Origin of the sequence: Candidatus Karelsulcia muelleri PSPU (assembly GCF_000829155.1) — a bacterium.
In the GTDB taxonomy this organism is placed as follows: Bacteria; Bacteroidota; Bacteroidia; order Flavobacteriales; family Blattabacteriaceae; genus Karelsulcia; species Karelsulcia muelleri_A.
In genome coordinates this window covers 206,629-220,091 of the sequence record NZ_AP013293.1, presented here as the reverse complement: position 1 = coordinate 220,091, position 13,463 = coordinate 206,629, and the positions used below count along the sequence as shown (strand labels likewise).

Below are 13,463 nucleotides of genomic sequence, written 5' to 3'. Positions count from 1 at the left end.
TTTTTTTTTTATTATAATATGTTTATTATTAATAATAATTATTTTTATTCAAACAAATAATTAGGTTTTGATAAAAAAAAAAATAAATGATTTTCTTAAAAAAAAAATATTTTTATTAGCGTTAATATTAATTATTTTAATTTTCATTTCAAATGAAATGATAAATAATATTACATATTAAAAATATTATATTTTTTTTTTAAGTAAAAAAAAAAAAAAAAAATATGGCATATATAAAAAAAAAAAAAATGGAAATTTTAAAAATAAAACCTTTATCAGATCGTGTTTTAATAGAACCCTCTCCAACAGAAAATATTACTTCTTCAGGAATAATTATACCTGATACAGCAAAAGAAAAACCTCAAGAAGGAATAGTAGTAGCAGTAGGATTAGGAAAAAAAAATGAACCTTTAACTGTAAAAATTGGAAATAAAGTATTATATGGAAAATATTCTGGAACAGAACTTAAATTAAATGGAAAAGATTATTTAATAATGCGGGAATCGGATATATTTGCTATAATTTAAATATATGTCAAAAAATATTAAATTTGATATTGAAGCTAGAGATAAATTAAAAAAAGGAGTAGATGCATTAGCTAATGCTGTTAAAGTAACTTTAGGACCAAAAGGAAGAAATGTTGTTTTACAAAAATCTTTTGGAGGGCCACAAGTTACTAAAGATGGTGTTTCAGTAGCTAAAGAAATAGAATTAGAAGATCCTATAGAAAATCTTGGAGCTCAAATGGTAAAAGAAGTAGCTTCTAAAACGAATGATATAGCAGGAGATGGAACTACTACGGCTACAGTATTAGCACAAGCTATAGTTCGTGAAGGATTAAAAAATGTAGCAGCTGGAGCTAATCCTATGGATTTAAAAAGAGGAATAGATAAAGCTGTAGAAGCTGTTGTTAATGATTTAAAAAAACAATCTAGAGAAGTAGGAGGAAGTAATGAAAAAATTAAACAAGTAGCTTCAATATCTGCTAATAATGATGAAACTATAGGTGAATTAATATCAGTTGCTTTTGAAAAAGTAGGAAAAGAAGGTGTAATTACTGTTGAAGAAGCAAAAGGAATAGAAACGACTGTAGATGTTGTTGAAGGAATGCAATTTGATCGTGGATATCAATCTCCATATTTTGTAACTAATTCTGAAAAAATGATTACAGAATTTGATAATCCTTATATATTACTTTCTGATAAAAAAATTTCTTCTATGAAAGATCTACTTCCTATACTTGAACCTATTGCTCAATCTGGTAAACCTTTATTAATTCTATCAGAAGAAGTTGAAGGAGAAGCATTAGCTACTCTTGTAGTAAATAAAATTAGAGGTGCTTTAAAAGTAGCAGCAGTAAAAGCTCCAGGTTTTGGAGATAGAAGAAAAGCAATGTTAGAAGATATTGCAATTTTGACTGGAGGAACGGTTATTTCTGAAGAAACAGGAAGTAAATTAGAAGATACTAAATTAAATTTTTTAGGAAAAGCAGAAAGAGTAACTATAGATAAAGATAATACTACTATTGTAAATGGACATGGAGATAAATACGATATAGAATCACGTGTAAATCAAATAAAAGCTCAAATAGAAACTACTACATCTGACTATGATAAAGAAAAACTTCAAGAAAGATTAGCTAAATTAGCTGGAGGAGTTGCAGTTTTATATGTAGGTGCTGCATCTGAGGTTGAAATGAAAGAAAAAAAAGATCGTGTAGATGATGCTTTACATGCTACAAGAGCAGCAGTTGAAGAAGGAATAGTTGCTGGAGGAGGAGTAGCATTAGTTCGTGCAATAAAAGCTTTAAGTGAAATTAAAGGAGATAATGTAGATCAAGATACAGGTATAAAAATTGTTAAACGTTCTTTACAAGAGCCTTTACGTCAAATAGTTGCTAATGCTGGTGAAGAAGGTTCAGTAATAGTTGCTAAAGTTGCTGAAGGCAAAGATGAATTCGGTTACGATGCTAAATTAGGTGAATATAAAAATATGATTTATGAAGGAATAATTGATCCAACAAAAGTAACACGTGTAGCATTAGAAAATGCTGCATCAGTTTCTGGAATGTTATTAACTACTGAATGTGTTATTACAGAAATAAAAAAAGAAGAACAAACTATGCCACAAATGCCTAGTGGTGGTGGAGGAATGGGAGGAATGATGTAAATTTTAATTAACCCCCAAAATAAATTAATAATATAAACTTATTTTGGAGGTTTTACTTTAAAAAGGGAAATCATCAAATTCATTTCCATCTGATGAAGATATATTTTTTTTATTTAAAATTTTTTCTATTTTCCATCCTTGAATTGAATTAAAGTATTTAACGCTTCCATTTGGCGTAGTCCATTTTCTTCCTTTTAAATTAATAAAAATTTTAATTCTATCTTCTATTTTAAGAGCATCTAATAATTTTATTTTGTCTTGAATAAATTCAATTAATAAATTTTGTGGGTATTGTTCTTCTGTGAAGAAAAGTATTTCTCTTTTTTTAAACCCATTTTTCAATACTTGAATGTCAAATATAGTTTTTACTAAACCAATTATTTCCATGGCCTTTAAAAATTAATTAATAAGAATAATATAAGTATTTTTTTTTTTTTTTAAAAATTGTTTTTTAAAATAATTTATTTAATTATAATGTTAATTCTAAACGAGCAACTTCACTCATCATTTCATATGTCCAATTAGGATAAAATGTAAGGATTACTTCTACATTTTTTACATTTTTAATATTAAAAATTTTAAATTTTACTTCATTAGGTAAAATATCTGCTACAGGACAATTAGGTGTAGTAAGGGTCATAATAATTTGAATATTATTATTATTTTCTATTCTTATATCATATATAAGACCTAATTCATATATATCTATTGGAATTTCTGGATCATATATATCTTTTAAGACAGATATTATATCAAATATATATATTTTTATCATATAAATTATTATATTTCTTAATAAGACATTAAATGTAATTTATCTAATAAAAATTGTTTTTTATTTTTATTAAATAATATATAAATAAAGTTATATGAAATATAACCTAAATATTAAGAATAAAAAAGCTTTTTTTGATTATGAATTATTAAATAAATATAAATTTATAGCTGGAATAGTCTTATTAGGAAGTGAAGTTAAATCAATAAAACAAAATAAAGTATCTATAAATAATAGTTATTGTAAATTAATAAATAATAATATATATGTATATGATATGTATATATCAAATTCTTCTTTTGGAGAGAATTTTGATTCTAAAAGAATAAAAAAAATTCTTCTTAAAAAAAAAGAAATTTATAAAATAAAAAAGAAAATAAATGAATTTAAATTCAATATAATTCCTACTAAAATTCTATTAAATAATAGAGGATATATAAAATTAATTTTTTTTCTAGCTAAAAGTAAAAAAAAATATGATAAACGTCAATTAATAAAAATAAAAGATATAGAAAGAGAAAAAAAAAAATTAATTAATAATTAATAAACTTATTTCAAATAATAAATAAAAAGGAATAAATACAATTATAGTTGTTATAATATCTCCAGTAGTAATAGCAGAAGCTATTATAAATAATATTAAAAATGCATGTTTTCTATATTTTTTTAACAAACCTGATTTAATTATATTAATTTTTTTTAAAAAAAATGGAATTATAGGAAATAAAAAAACTATTCCCATTAATAATGTCGATTCAATTATTATTGATACATAATCATTTAAATCAAAAATATTTTTAGGTAATTCACTTATAAAAAAATTATCTGCAAATTGTATTGCAAATGGAGAAAGAATAAAATATCCAAATAATAAACCTATTATAAATAATGATAAAAATATAAAAAAAAATTTTTTTATATTTTGTCTTTCTTTTTTAGAAAGACCAGGTTTAATAAACTTCCATAATTCATAACATATAAATGGAAAAGATAAAATAATTCCACCTATTAAAGATATCAAAAGATAAATATGAAATTGTCCAAATAATTGGATATTTTGAATACAAATATTATTTGGTAATATATTAATTTTTGGATTAAAAAAAAGACCAATTTTATAAAAAAATTGATAAGATATAAAATTAGATTTAGCAGGATAAAAAAGAATATTCTCAAATATAATTTTTTTTTTATTAAAACAATATAATGTACATATTATTATACTAATAATACTACGTACTACCCTCTTTCTCAATTCTTTAACATGATAAAAAAATAATTGTTTTTCACATGTATTCATTAATAATTTTATTTTAATTCAAAAGAATTTTTTAAATTTTCTTCTGATCCTATTAAATTTTTAATAGGATTTTCTATTGATTCTTTTATTGATAATAAAAATCCCACTGCTTCTTTTCCATCTATTAGACGATGATCATAAGATAATGCTAAATACATAATTGGTCTAATTTCTATTTTTCCTAATTTTACGATAGGTCTTTCTACTATATTATGCATACCTAATATAGCACTTTGGGGAGGATTTATTATAGGAGTAGATAACATAGATCCAAAAATACCTCCATTTGTTATAGTAAAAGTACCTCCAGTAATATCATCTATAGATATAGTTGAATTTTTTATACTATTAGATAAATTTTTTATAGTCTTTTCTATTCCTCTAAAAGAAAGAGTATCAGCATTTCTAATAACTGGGACCATCAAACCTTTTGGTCCAGATACTGCAATACTTATATCATAATATTTAAAATTTATTTTATTTTCCCCATCTATCATAGAATTAATATCTGGATATTTTTTTAACGCTATTATACAAGATTTTACAAAAAAAGACATGAAGCCTAATTTAACTCCATGTTTTTCTTTAAAAATATTTTTATATTTTTTTCTTAAAAAAAATATATTACTCATATCTACTTCGTTAAAAGTAGTCAGCATAGCTGTTTCATTTTTCACGGAAACAAGTCTTTCTGATAATTTCCGTCTAAGTTTAGATAACTTTGTTATGTCAAAAGATCTATTAATTAAATTTTTAGTTCCCATAGATGGGATTTTTTTAAGAGCATCATCTTTTTTATTTTTAACAGTTGAAATTATTTTTTTTTTCTCAATTTTATATTGATTTAATATTTTTATTGTTGATGGAGCTCTAAAATTTCTTTTTTCTTTTGAAAAAGAAGTATCTATTAAACATAATATTTCTCCTACTTTTAAAATATCTCCTTTTTTCGCTTTTATAATTAACATGCCACTTTCTTCTGCACAGATTTCTAAAGTAGCCTTATCTGAATCTATTTCTGCAATAACTTGATTTTTTTTAACAAAATCACCATTTTTAACTAACCAAGATGAGATTTCAACTTCTGTTATTGATTCTCCTGGAGAAGGAACTTTTATTTCTAATATCATTAATTTTAAATTTAATATTATATAGTAAAAATTTTATTTACTAATTCTATATGATTTTTAAAAAAACTATTATATGAACCGGTAGAAGGTGCTGAACTTTCAGGTGGTGAAATAAGTATCCATGGAATTTTCCTATATTTTATATATAAATAAGGCCATACTCCCATATTCTCTGGTTCTTCTTGTACCCAAAGAATATATTTTTTATTTTTATACTGCATTAGTATATTTTCAATATAATTATTTTTTATTGGATATAATTGTTCAATTCTTATTATCGCAATATTTTTATTATTAAGTTTTTTTGTTTTTTTTAAAATATCATAATAAATTTTTCCAGAACAAAAAATTATTTTTTTTACATTTTTTTTTTTTATATATTTATCATATATAATTTCTTCAAATTCTCCATTAGATAATTCCTTTAATAAGGAAATACATTTAATATTTCTTAATAAACTTTTTGGAGTAAATATTATTAATGGTTTTCTAAAATTAGATTTTATTTGTCTTCTTAAAAGATGATAAAAATTTGATGGAGTACTACAATTACATATAAACATATTATAATTTGCACATAATTGTAAATATCTTTCAATTCTTGAAGAAGAATGTTCTGATCCTTGACCTTCATATCCATGAGGTAAAAGTAAAACTAATCCATTTTTAATTTTCCATTTAGTTTCTGCAGAAGATAAATATTGATCTATTATAATTTGAGCTCCATTACTAAAATCTCCAAATTGAGCTTCCCATAATGTTAAAGTTTTGTTAGAAAACATGGAATATCCATAATCAAAACCTAAAACTCCATATTCTGATAATAAGGAATTATAAACATTTATTTTACCTTTACCTATATTATTTAATAATAATATTTTTTCTTCAAATTCTGAATTAATTACAATATGTCTATGAGCAAAAGTTCCTCTTTCTACATCTTCTCCAGATAATCTTACATTATAACCTTCATATAATAAAGATCCATAAGCAAGTAATTCCGCTATTCCCCAATCTACAATTCTTTTTTTTATAAGTAAAAATAATTTATTAATTAATATTTTTTTTAATTTTTTATAAATATTTTGATATTTATTTATATTATAAATTTTATTACCTATTTCTAATAATTTTTTTTTTGGAAAAGTAGTATTTACTTTTTTTATTAAATATTTATATTTAGCATAAATTAATTCATCTTTATAAGAAATAAAATTATCTAATTCAGTTTTTTTTATATATTTAGATTCATTATATCCATTTTCAATAATATTTTTATATTTATTTTCAATTTTTTTTAAAAATTTTTTAGAAAAAAAATTCTTTTTTTTAAGTTTTTTTTTATAAATATCATATATATTTTTATGATTATCAATCATTTTATAAAAAAATTGTTGAGTAAAACGGGGATCATCTCCTTCATTATGCCCATATCTTCTATAACCTAATAAATCTACAAATACATCTTTATTCGAATACATACGAAAATCTATAGCAAAACGAATAGAATATATAACTGATTCTATATCATCTGAATTAACATGTATAACTGGAGAAAGAATAACTTTAGCTAAATCTGTACAATAAATACTTGAACGAGAATCTGAGCAATTTGTAGTAAATCCAATTTGATTATTTATTATAATATGTATTGTTCCACCAGTTTTATATCCTTCAAGTAATGACATTTGTATTACTTCATATGCTATTCCTTGAGCAGAAAAAGACGCATCCCCATGTATAATAATTGGTATAACTTTATTATAATTACCATTATAATCATTATCAATTTTAGCACGAACAATTCCTTCTACAATAGGATCCACAGATTCTAAATGAGATGAATTAGGTACATTAATAATATTAATTTTTTTACCTATTTTATTTTTTATATATCTTTTATATCCTAAATGATATTTTACATCTCCTAAAAATTTATTTTCATAATATTCTTTTCCTAAAAATTCATTAAAAATTTTTTTACATTCTTTTTTAAAAAAATTACATAATATATTTAAACGTCCTCTATGTGACATACCTATTACAAAATCCTCTATAGGATAATTAATAGAAGAATATTCAATAATATAATATAAAGCAGGTAAAATAGATTCATTTCCTTCTATTGAAAATCTTTTTTGGCCTACAAATTTTGTATGAAGAAATTTTTCAAATTCTATAGCTTTATTTAATTTTATTAAAAAATTAATTTTTTCATTATTAGATAATATATAATTATTATTATTATTAATCCAGTTATTAATCCATTTGATTTGTTTTATATTATTTATATACATATATTCTAATCCAATAGATTCACAATATTTTTTTTTTAAAACTCCAATTATTTCTTTAAGAGAACATGGATATATTCCTATTTCTTTTGAAGAAAAAAAACAATTATCAAGATCTTCTTTATCAAGATTAAAATTTTTTATATCTAATGTAGGATCATATTTTATTTTTTTTTCAAATATAGGATTTATATTAGAAAATAAATGACCTTTTTCTTTATAAAAATTAATTAATTTTAACACATTAATTTCTTTAAAAATTTTTTTTGATTTTTTTTTTAAAAAAATATTATATTTTTTTTTATAAAAATCAAACCCTTGAAAAAAAGCACGCCAACTATGTTCTATTGAATCAGGAGATTTTAAATATTTATTATATAATATTTCTATTTGGTTAAAATTTATTGTATTTAGGAAAGAAAATCTCTCCATAGATTTATATTTCATTATTTCTTTTGTTTAGAACGTAGTTTTGTTTTTAACATTTCTTTTTCAAAAGAAAATTTATCAATAATCATATTATTTTTTATAGCCATAAAATTTGCTAATTCAAAAGGTAATCCATATGTATCATATAATTTAAATATTATATTTCCATTTATTTTTTTTTTACCTTCTTTTTTTAAAAGAAAAATTTTTTTTTTTATTTTAAAAGTAACTTTACTTATTGTTTTAAAAAATAAAATTTCTTCTTTTTTTATTATAAAATTTATAATTTTTTCTTTATTATTCATTTTGTAATGAAATTTATTATTCTGTAATAATACATATTTTACAAGTTTATATAAAATTTTTTTTTTTTTTTTTAAAAAAATATAATAATATATAATAGTTCTTCTTAAAAGTTTTTTTATTATATATCCTGATTTCTTATTTGAAGGAATTACCCCATCCTTAATAGCAAATACAATTGCTCTAATATGATCTGCTAATACACGAATGGCTATATCCTGTTTATAAAATTTCCCATAAACGATTCCAGTAATATTTTCTATTTTTTTAATTAAAATATTAAATATATCAGTATCATATGTAGATTTTTTTTTTTGTAAAATCATACATAATCTTTCTATACCCATTCCTGTATCAACATGAGATTTCGGTAATTTTTCAAGATTACCATTTTTTTTCCTAAAATATTCTATAAAAACTAAATTCCATAATTCAATTACTAAAGGATGGCCTTTATTAATTAATTTTTTTCCAGATATTTTATTTTTTTCTTTTTCATTTCTAATATCTATATGAATTTCTGAACTATATCCACATGGACCTGTTTCCCCCATTTCCCAAAAATTATTTTTTTTATCAAAAAAAATAATTTGATTTTCATCTATTATTTTTTTCCAAAATTTATATGATTCTATATCAAAAGGTAAATTTTTTTTTTTATCTCCACTAAAAATAGTAACATAAATATTGTATTTTTTTATTTTATAAATTTTTGTTAATAACTCCCAAGCCCATTTTATAGCTTTTTTTTTAAAATAATCACCAAATGACCAATTTCCTAACATTTCAAACATAGTATGATGATATTTATCCTTTCCTACATCATATAAATCATTATGTTTTCCTGTAATTCTAAGACATTTTTGAATATTCGTAATTCTTAAAAATTTTGGATGTTTATAACAAATAAAATAGTTTTTAAATCTATTCATTCCAGCATTAGTAAACATTAAAGTTGTATCATTTTTTGCTAAAAGTGAAGCAGAATAAATAATTTTATGATTTTTTTTTTTAAAAAAATATAAAAAATTTTTTATGATATTTTTATAATTCATTAAATTATTCTATATGTAAAATGTAGCGTGAGGGGGAATTGAACCCCCAACCTCCGGGTTATGAATCCGACGCTCTAACCAAATGAGCTATCACGCCTTTTTTTTAAAATTTATTATTATTATAATAATAAATTAAAACAGATAAAAAAAATGCGTGAAAAAATAAACTTTGAATTTAGAATGAATTCTTCTATAAAGATATTATATAATTATATTTCTGCACCTTCAAATATGACAGAATGGTTTGCTGACAATGTTATTTATCTAAGTAATAGATATATTTTTACTTGGAACGGATATGAAGAAACATGTTTTTTAATAAAAAAAATACCATATAAATCTGTAAGATATAGATGGGAACAAGATCTTGATAAGATCTATTATTTTGAATTTTTTCTTGAAAAAGAAAAATTAACAAAAAATATTTACCTTATTATAACAGATTTTGCTAAAAAAAATGAAATAGAAGAATCTAAAATGTGGTGGAAAAATAAAATTCAAATATTAAGTAAATTATTAATAAGTTAATAATATTATTTAATAGTAGATTATGAATATTGTCTTTTAAAGACTCACGTGGTGAAATTGGTATACACGCTACCTTGAGGTGGTAGTATCTTATTAAGATTTGCTGGTTCAAATCCAGTCGTGAGTACTAAATTCTTTATTTATGTCTTTTGACTTAATTATAATTGGAAGTGGTCCTGGAGGTTATGTAGCTGCTATACGTGCTGCACAATTAGGATTAAAAACAGCTATTGTCGAAAAGGAAAATATTGGAGGTGTATGTCTTAATTGGGGGTGTATACCAACAAAATCATTATTAAAAAGTGCAAATATTTTTAATACTTTAAAAAAAGCTTCAAAATATGGAATTATTACTAATAATTTAAAATTAGATTTTGAAAAAATTATTTTACGTAGTCGTTCTATATCAGAAAAGATGAATAAAGGAGTTTCATTTTTAATGAAAAAAAATAATATAAAAATATTATATGGTAAAGCTAAAATATTAAAAACTAAAATAGTATATGTTAAAGATAAATATGGAAATAAAAAAAAATATAATGCTAAAAATATAATTATAGCCACAGGAGCTAGATCTAATCTTTTTAAGAAAAAAGAATTATCAAATATAATTTGTTATCGTGAAGCGATGTTATTAAAAACTATACCTAAAAATATTTTAATTATAGGATCTGGTGCTATTGGTTTAGAATTTGCTTATTTTTATAATAGTCTAGGATCTAAAATTTTTATAATAGAAAAAATGCCTTATATTTTACCATCTTCAGATATTGATATTTCAATACAATTGGAAAAGTTATTTAAAAAATCTGGTATTATAATAATAAAATCTTCAATTATTGAAAATATTTCATATTTATCTGAAAAAAAATGTACAAAAGTAATTATTAAAAATTTAAAAAATAATAATGAAATTTTATATGTAGATATTATAATTTCTGCTATTGGTATTTGTCCAAATACTGAAAATTTAGGATTAGAAGAAATAGGTATTGATATGAATAATACTAAACATATCTGTGTCGATAAATATTATTCAACTAATATAAAAGGATATTATGCTATAGGAGATGTAATTTCTAGTATTTCTTTAGCTCATGTTGCTTCTTATGAAGGAATAATTTGTGTAGAAAAAATTACGGGATTAAATCCCTTTACATTAAATTATAACAATGTTCCTATGTGTATTTATTCTAATCCTGAAATTTCATATGTAGGTTTTTCTGAAAAAGAAGCTATAAATAAAGGATATAAATTAAAAATAGGTAAGTTTCCATTTACGGCTTTAGGAAAAGCAAAAGTTAATGATAGTACAGATGGTTTTATTAAAGTAATTTTTGATGAAAAATATGGAGAATTGTTAGGATGTCATATGATAGGTTCTGGAGTTACAGAACTTATTTCTGAAATTGTAGTAGCTCGTAAATTAGAAACAACATCATTTGAATTTAGTCAATGTATTCACCCACATCCTACTATTAGTGAATCTATTATTGAAGCAATAAATAATGCTTATAATAAATGTATTCATATTTAGTTAAATATTTATATGATTAATAAATTTATAGATTTTATAAAAATCTATTGTAAAAGTGGAAATGGTGGATCTGGTCTAATACATTTTAGAAGAGAAAAATTTATTAATAAAGGAGGTCCTGATGGAGGAGATGGAGGAAAAGGAGGAAATGTAATAATTAAAGGAAATAATCAATTATATACAATATCTCATTTAAAATATAAAAAACATAATATAGCTGAAAATGGAAAAAATGGAGGGATAAATAGGATTACTGGTTCTAATGGAAAAGATTGTATAATAGAAGTTCCAATTGGAACTATTATTAAAGATGAATATAAAAATATTATTATGGAAATATTAAATCATAATGAAAAAAAAATATTATTATATGGAGGAAAAGGAGGAAAAGGAAATTGGCATTTTAAAAATGCTATATGTCAAGCTCCTTTTTATTCTGAAAAAGGAAAAATTGTAAAAGAATTTTGTTTTTTTTTAGAATTAAAAATTCTAGCCGATGTAGGAATTATTGGATTTCCAAATTCTGGAAAATCCACTTTAATATCTATTATTACATCATCTAAACCAAAAATATCTAATTATCCATTTACTACATTAAATCCTAATATAGGTATACTTAATTATAAAAAATTTAAAAAATTAGTTATAGCAGATATTCCTGGAATAATAAAAGGTGCTTCAAAAGGAAAAGGATTAGGATTTAAATTTATGAAACATATTCAACGTAATAGAATTATATTAATTATGATTTCTTGTGAAGAAAAGAATTATATTAAAGAATATAATATAATATTAAATGAATTAAATTTTTTTGATAAAAAAATTTTAAATAAAAAACGTTTATTATTAATTTCTAAATCTGATCATTTAGATAATGAATTAAAATATGAAATTATAAATAAATTAAAAAAAAATGAAAAATATATTTTTATTTCCTCTTTTTCTAAAGAAGGATTAGATGAATTAATAAATTATATATGTAATATTATTTAATATAATATATCAAAATTAATCTCATTCCAAATTTTCCAAGAAAGATTTGCCTGTAAATAAAGCATATTTAGTCCATTTTGGACAATACATCCTATATTTTTTCCTTTTTTTAAAAATAAAGTTTCTTTAGGATTATAAACTAAATCATATAAATAATGTTTTTTTGACAGAAATTCATAAGGAATATTAGGACATTCATTAATATTAGGATATGTTCCCAATGGAGTACAATTAATAATAATATTATTATTATTAATAATTTCTTTAGAAATATTTGAATAAGAAATACCATTTTTTTTATTTCTTGAAACAACAAGATATTTTATACCTAATTTTGTTAAAACATATATTATAGATTTAGATACTCCACCATTACCTAAAATTAAGGCATTATTATGATATGATTTTAATTTAAGTTTAAATGAATTTTCAAATCCATATATATCTGTATTATAACCTATAGTAATATCATTTATGATTTTAACAGTATTTATTGATCCTATTTTTTTTAAATTATTATTAATGATATTAATCTTAGAAATTATTTTTTTTTTATATGGAATAGTTACATTAAATCCTAAAAAATTTTTATTTACTTTTATTATTTCATTTATTAATGATAATTTTTTTATATCAAAAATATTATATATAGTATTTTTTATATTTTCTTTTTTAAATTTTCTTTTAAAAAAAGAATTAGAAAAAGAATAACTAATATTTTTACCTACTAATCCATATATTTTAATCATAATTTTTAGAATTTATATATTCTCTATATTTAGCTTTTATTAATTTTTTCCTTTTTCTTTCAGAAGGTTTAATATAATGTTGACGTTTACGTAATTTTTTTAAAATACGAGCTTTATCAAATTTTTGTTTACATTTTTTTAAAACTCTATCTATAGATTCTCCTTCTTTTACATTTGTAATTAATTTCATAATTATTATAA

The 13,463-nt window shown here is 21.3% G+C and carries 14 protein-coding genes and 2 tRNA genes; 7 read left to right on the top strand and 9 right to left on the bottom strand.

Going from position 1 to position 13,463, the window contains the following annotated elements; all coding sequences use genetic code 11:
• The first annotated feature begins 248 nt into the window (after positions 1-248).
• A complete protein-coding gene (locus SMPSPU_RS01050; RefSeq protein ID WP_041094159.1) occupies positions 249-527 on the top strand; it encodes a co-chaperone GroES in 279 nt (92 codons plus the stop codon).
• A gap of 4 nt (positions 528-531) precedes the next feature.
• Entirely contained in the window at positions 532-2,169 is a 1,638-nt protein-coding gene (groL, locus tag SMPSPU_RS01045) for a chaperonin GroEL (protein ID WP_041093971.1), read from the top strand.
• Between the two features lie 57 nt (positions 2,170-2,226).
• On the opposite strand, the gene SMPSPU_RS01040 is transcribed toward groL, so the two are convergent.
• Both SMPSPU_RS01040 and SMPSPU_RS01035 read right to left on the bottom strand, forming a co-directional pair.
• On the bottom strand, positions 2,227-2,556 hold the full coding sequence (locus tag SMPSPU_RS01040) for a DUF3127 domain-containing protein (RefSeq protein WP_041093969.1): 330 nt from the start codon (positions 2,554-2,556) through the stop codon (positions 2,227-2,229).
• Positions 2,557-2,638: 82 nt separating this feature from the next.
• A complete protein-coding gene (locus SMPSPU_RS01035) occupies positions 2,639-2,944 on the bottom strand; it encodes an iron-sulfur cluster assembly protein (RefSeq protein ID WP_041093966.1) in 306 nt (101 codons plus the stop codon).
• Between the two features lie 94 nt (positions 2,945-3,038).
• On the opposite strand from SMPSPU_RS01035, the gene smpB reads away from it, so the two are divergent.
• Positions 3,039-3,488, top strand: coding sequence for an SsrA-binding protein (smpB, locus tag SMPSPU_RS01030; protein WP_041093964.1), 450 nt, complete (start codon positions 3,039-3,041; stop codon positions 3,486-3,488).
• Here smpB and tatC read toward each other — a convergent pair.
• The 5 genes from tatC to SMPSPU_RS01005 all read right to left on the bottom strand — a co-directional run bounded on the left by tatC (position 3,474) and on the right by SMPSPU_RS01005 (position 9,552).
• Positions 3,474-4,244, bottom strand: a complete 771-nt coding sequence (gene tatC, locus SMPSPU_RS01025) for a twin-arginine translocase subunit TatC (RefSeq protein WP_041093962.1) — start codon at positions 4,242-4,244, stop codon at positions 3,474-3,476. The genes smpB and tatC overlap by 15 nt on opposite strands.
• Before the next feature lie 8 nt (positions 4,245-4,252).
• Entirely contained in the window at positions 4,253-5,374 is a 1,122-nt protein-coding gene (gene sucB, locus SMPSPU_RS01020; RefSeq protein ID WP_041093960.1) for a dihydrolipoyllysine-residue succinyltransferase, read from the bottom strand.
• Positions 5,375-5,391: 17 nt separating this feature from the next.
• Entirely contained in the window at positions 5,392-8,100 is a 2,709-nt protein-coding gene (locus SMPSPU_RS01015) for a 2-oxoglutarate dehydrogenase E1 component (protein ID WP_041094157.1), read from the bottom strand.
• A 14-nt stretch (positions 8,101-8,114) separates the two neighbouring features.
• Positions 8,115-9,455: an alanine--tRNA ligase-related protein gene (locus SMPSPU_RS01010; protein ID WP_075050677.1), complete on the bottom strand. Its 1,341-nt coding sequence runs from the start codon at positions 9,453-9,455 to the stop codon at positions 8,115-8,117.
• Positions 9,456-9,478: 23 nt separating this feature from the next.
• Positions 9,479-9,552: transfer RNA gene (locus SMPSPU_RS01005), tRNA-Met, on the bottom strand.
• 53 nt (positions 9,553-9,605) lie between these two features.
• Here SMPSPU_RS01005 and SMPSPU_RS01000 point away from each other — a divergent pair.
• The 4 genes from SMPSPU_RS01000 to obgE all read left to right on the top strand — a co-directional run bounded on the left by SMPSPU_RS01000 (position 9,606) and on the right by obgE (position 12,513).
• Positions 9,606-9,983: an START-like domain-containing protein gene (locus tag SMPSPU_RS01000; protein ID WP_041093958.1), complete on the top strand. Its 378-nt coding sequence runs from the start codon at positions 9,606-9,608 to the stop codon at positions 9,981-9,983.
• A 42-nt stretch (positions 9,984-10,025) separates the two neighbouring features.
• Positions 10,026-10,110 (top strand) — tRNA-Leu (locus SMPSPU_RS00995).
• Positions 10,111-10,125: 15 nt separating this feature from the next.
• The gene (gene lpdA / locus SMPSPU_RS00990; protein ID WP_041093956.1) at positions 10,126-11,520 is read left to right on the top strand and encodes a dihydrolipoyl dehydrogenase; all 1,395 of its coding nucleotides are present in this window, start codon (positions 10,126-10,128) and stop codon (positions 11,518-11,520) included.
• Positions 11,521-11,532: 12 nt separating this feature from the next.
• Entirely contained in the window at positions 11,533-12,513 is a 981-nt protein-coding gene (obgE, locus tag SMPSPU_RS00985; RefSeq protein WP_041093954.1) for a GTPase ObgE, read from the top strand.
• Here obgE and SMPSPU_RS00980 read toward each other — a convergent pair.
• Both SMPSPU_RS00980 and rpsU read right to left on the bottom strand, forming a co-directional pair.
• Positions 12,510-13,262: a shikimate dehydrogenase family protein gene (locus tag SMPSPU_RS00980; RefSeq protein ID WP_041093952.1), complete on the bottom strand. Its 753-nt coding sequence runs from the start codon at positions 13,260-13,262 to the stop codon at positions 12,510-12,512. The genes obgE and SMPSPU_RS00980 overlap by 4 nt on opposite strands.
• Positions 13,255-13,452 (bottom strand): 30S ribosomal protein S21, encoded by a 198-nt coding sequence (gene rpsU, locus SMPSPU_RS00975; RefSeq protein WP_041093950.1) that lies wholly within the window; start codon positions 13,450-13,452, stop codon positions 13,255-13,257. The genes SMPSPU_RS00980 and rpsU overlap by 8 nt, the downstream gene beginning before the upstream one ends.
• Positions 13,453-13,463 lie beyond the last annotated feature (11 nt).

What these genes read in the sequence shown, in the direction of transcription:
- groL (WP_041093971.1), top strand. Translation starts at nt 532, where the DNA reads ATGTCAAAAAATATTAAATTTGATATTGAAGCTAGAGATAAATTAAAA.
- obgE (WP_041093954.1), top strand. Translation starts at nt 11,533, where the DNA reads ATGATTAATAAATTTATAGATTTTATAAAAATCTATTGTAAAAGTGGA.
- SMPSPU_RS01000 (WP_041093958.1), top strand. Translation starts at nt 9,606, where the DNA reads ATGCGTGAAAAAATAAACTTTGAATTTAGAATGAATTCTTCTATAAAG.
- SMPSPU_RS00980 (WP_041093952.1), bottom strand. Translation starts at nt 13,262, where the DNA reads ATGATTAAAATATATGGATTAGTAGGTAAAAATATTAGTTATTCTTTT.
- SMPSPU_RS01010 (WP_075050677.1), bottom strand. Translation starts at nt 9,455, where the DNA reads ATGAATTATAAAAATATCATAAAAAATTTTTTATATTTTTTTAAAAAA.
- tatC (WP_041093962.1), bottom strand. Translation starts at nt 4,244, where the DNA reads ATGAATACATGTGAAAAACAATTATTTTTTTATCATGTTAAAGAATTG.
- SMPSPU_RS01040 (WP_041093969.1), bottom strand. Translation starts at nt 2,556, where the DNA reads ATGGAAATAATTGGTTTAGTAAAAACTATATTTGACATTCAAGTATTG.
- SMPSPU_RS01035 (WP_041093966.1), bottom strand. Translation starts at nt 2,944, where the DNA reads ATGATAAAAATATATATATTTGATATAATATCTGTCTTAAAAGATATA.
- SMPSPU_RS01050 (WP_041094159.1), top strand. Translation starts at nt 249, where the DNA reads ATGGAAATTTTAAAAATAAAACCTTTATCAGATCGTGTTTTAATAGAA.
- smpB (WP_041093964.1), top strand. Translation starts at nt 3,039, where the DNA reads ATGAAATATAACCTAAATATTAAGAATAAAAAAGCTTTTTTTGATTAT.
- sucB (WP_041093960.1), bottom strand. Translation starts at nt 5,374, where the DNA reads ATGATATTAGAAATAAAAGTTCCTTCTCCAGGAGAATCAATAACAGAA.
- rpsU (WP_041093950.1), bottom strand. Translation starts at nt 13,452, where the DNA reads ATGAAATTAATTACAAATGTAAAAGAAGGAGAATCTATAGATAGAGTT.
- SMPSPU_RS01015 (WP_041094157.1), bottom strand. Translation starts at nt 8,100, where the DNA reads ATGGAGAGATTTTCTTTCCTAAATACAATAAATTTTAACCAAATAGAA.
- lpdA (WP_041093956.1), top strand. Translation starts at nt 10,126, where the DNA reads ATGTCTTTTGACTTAATTATAATTGGAAGTGGTCCTGGAGGTTATGTA.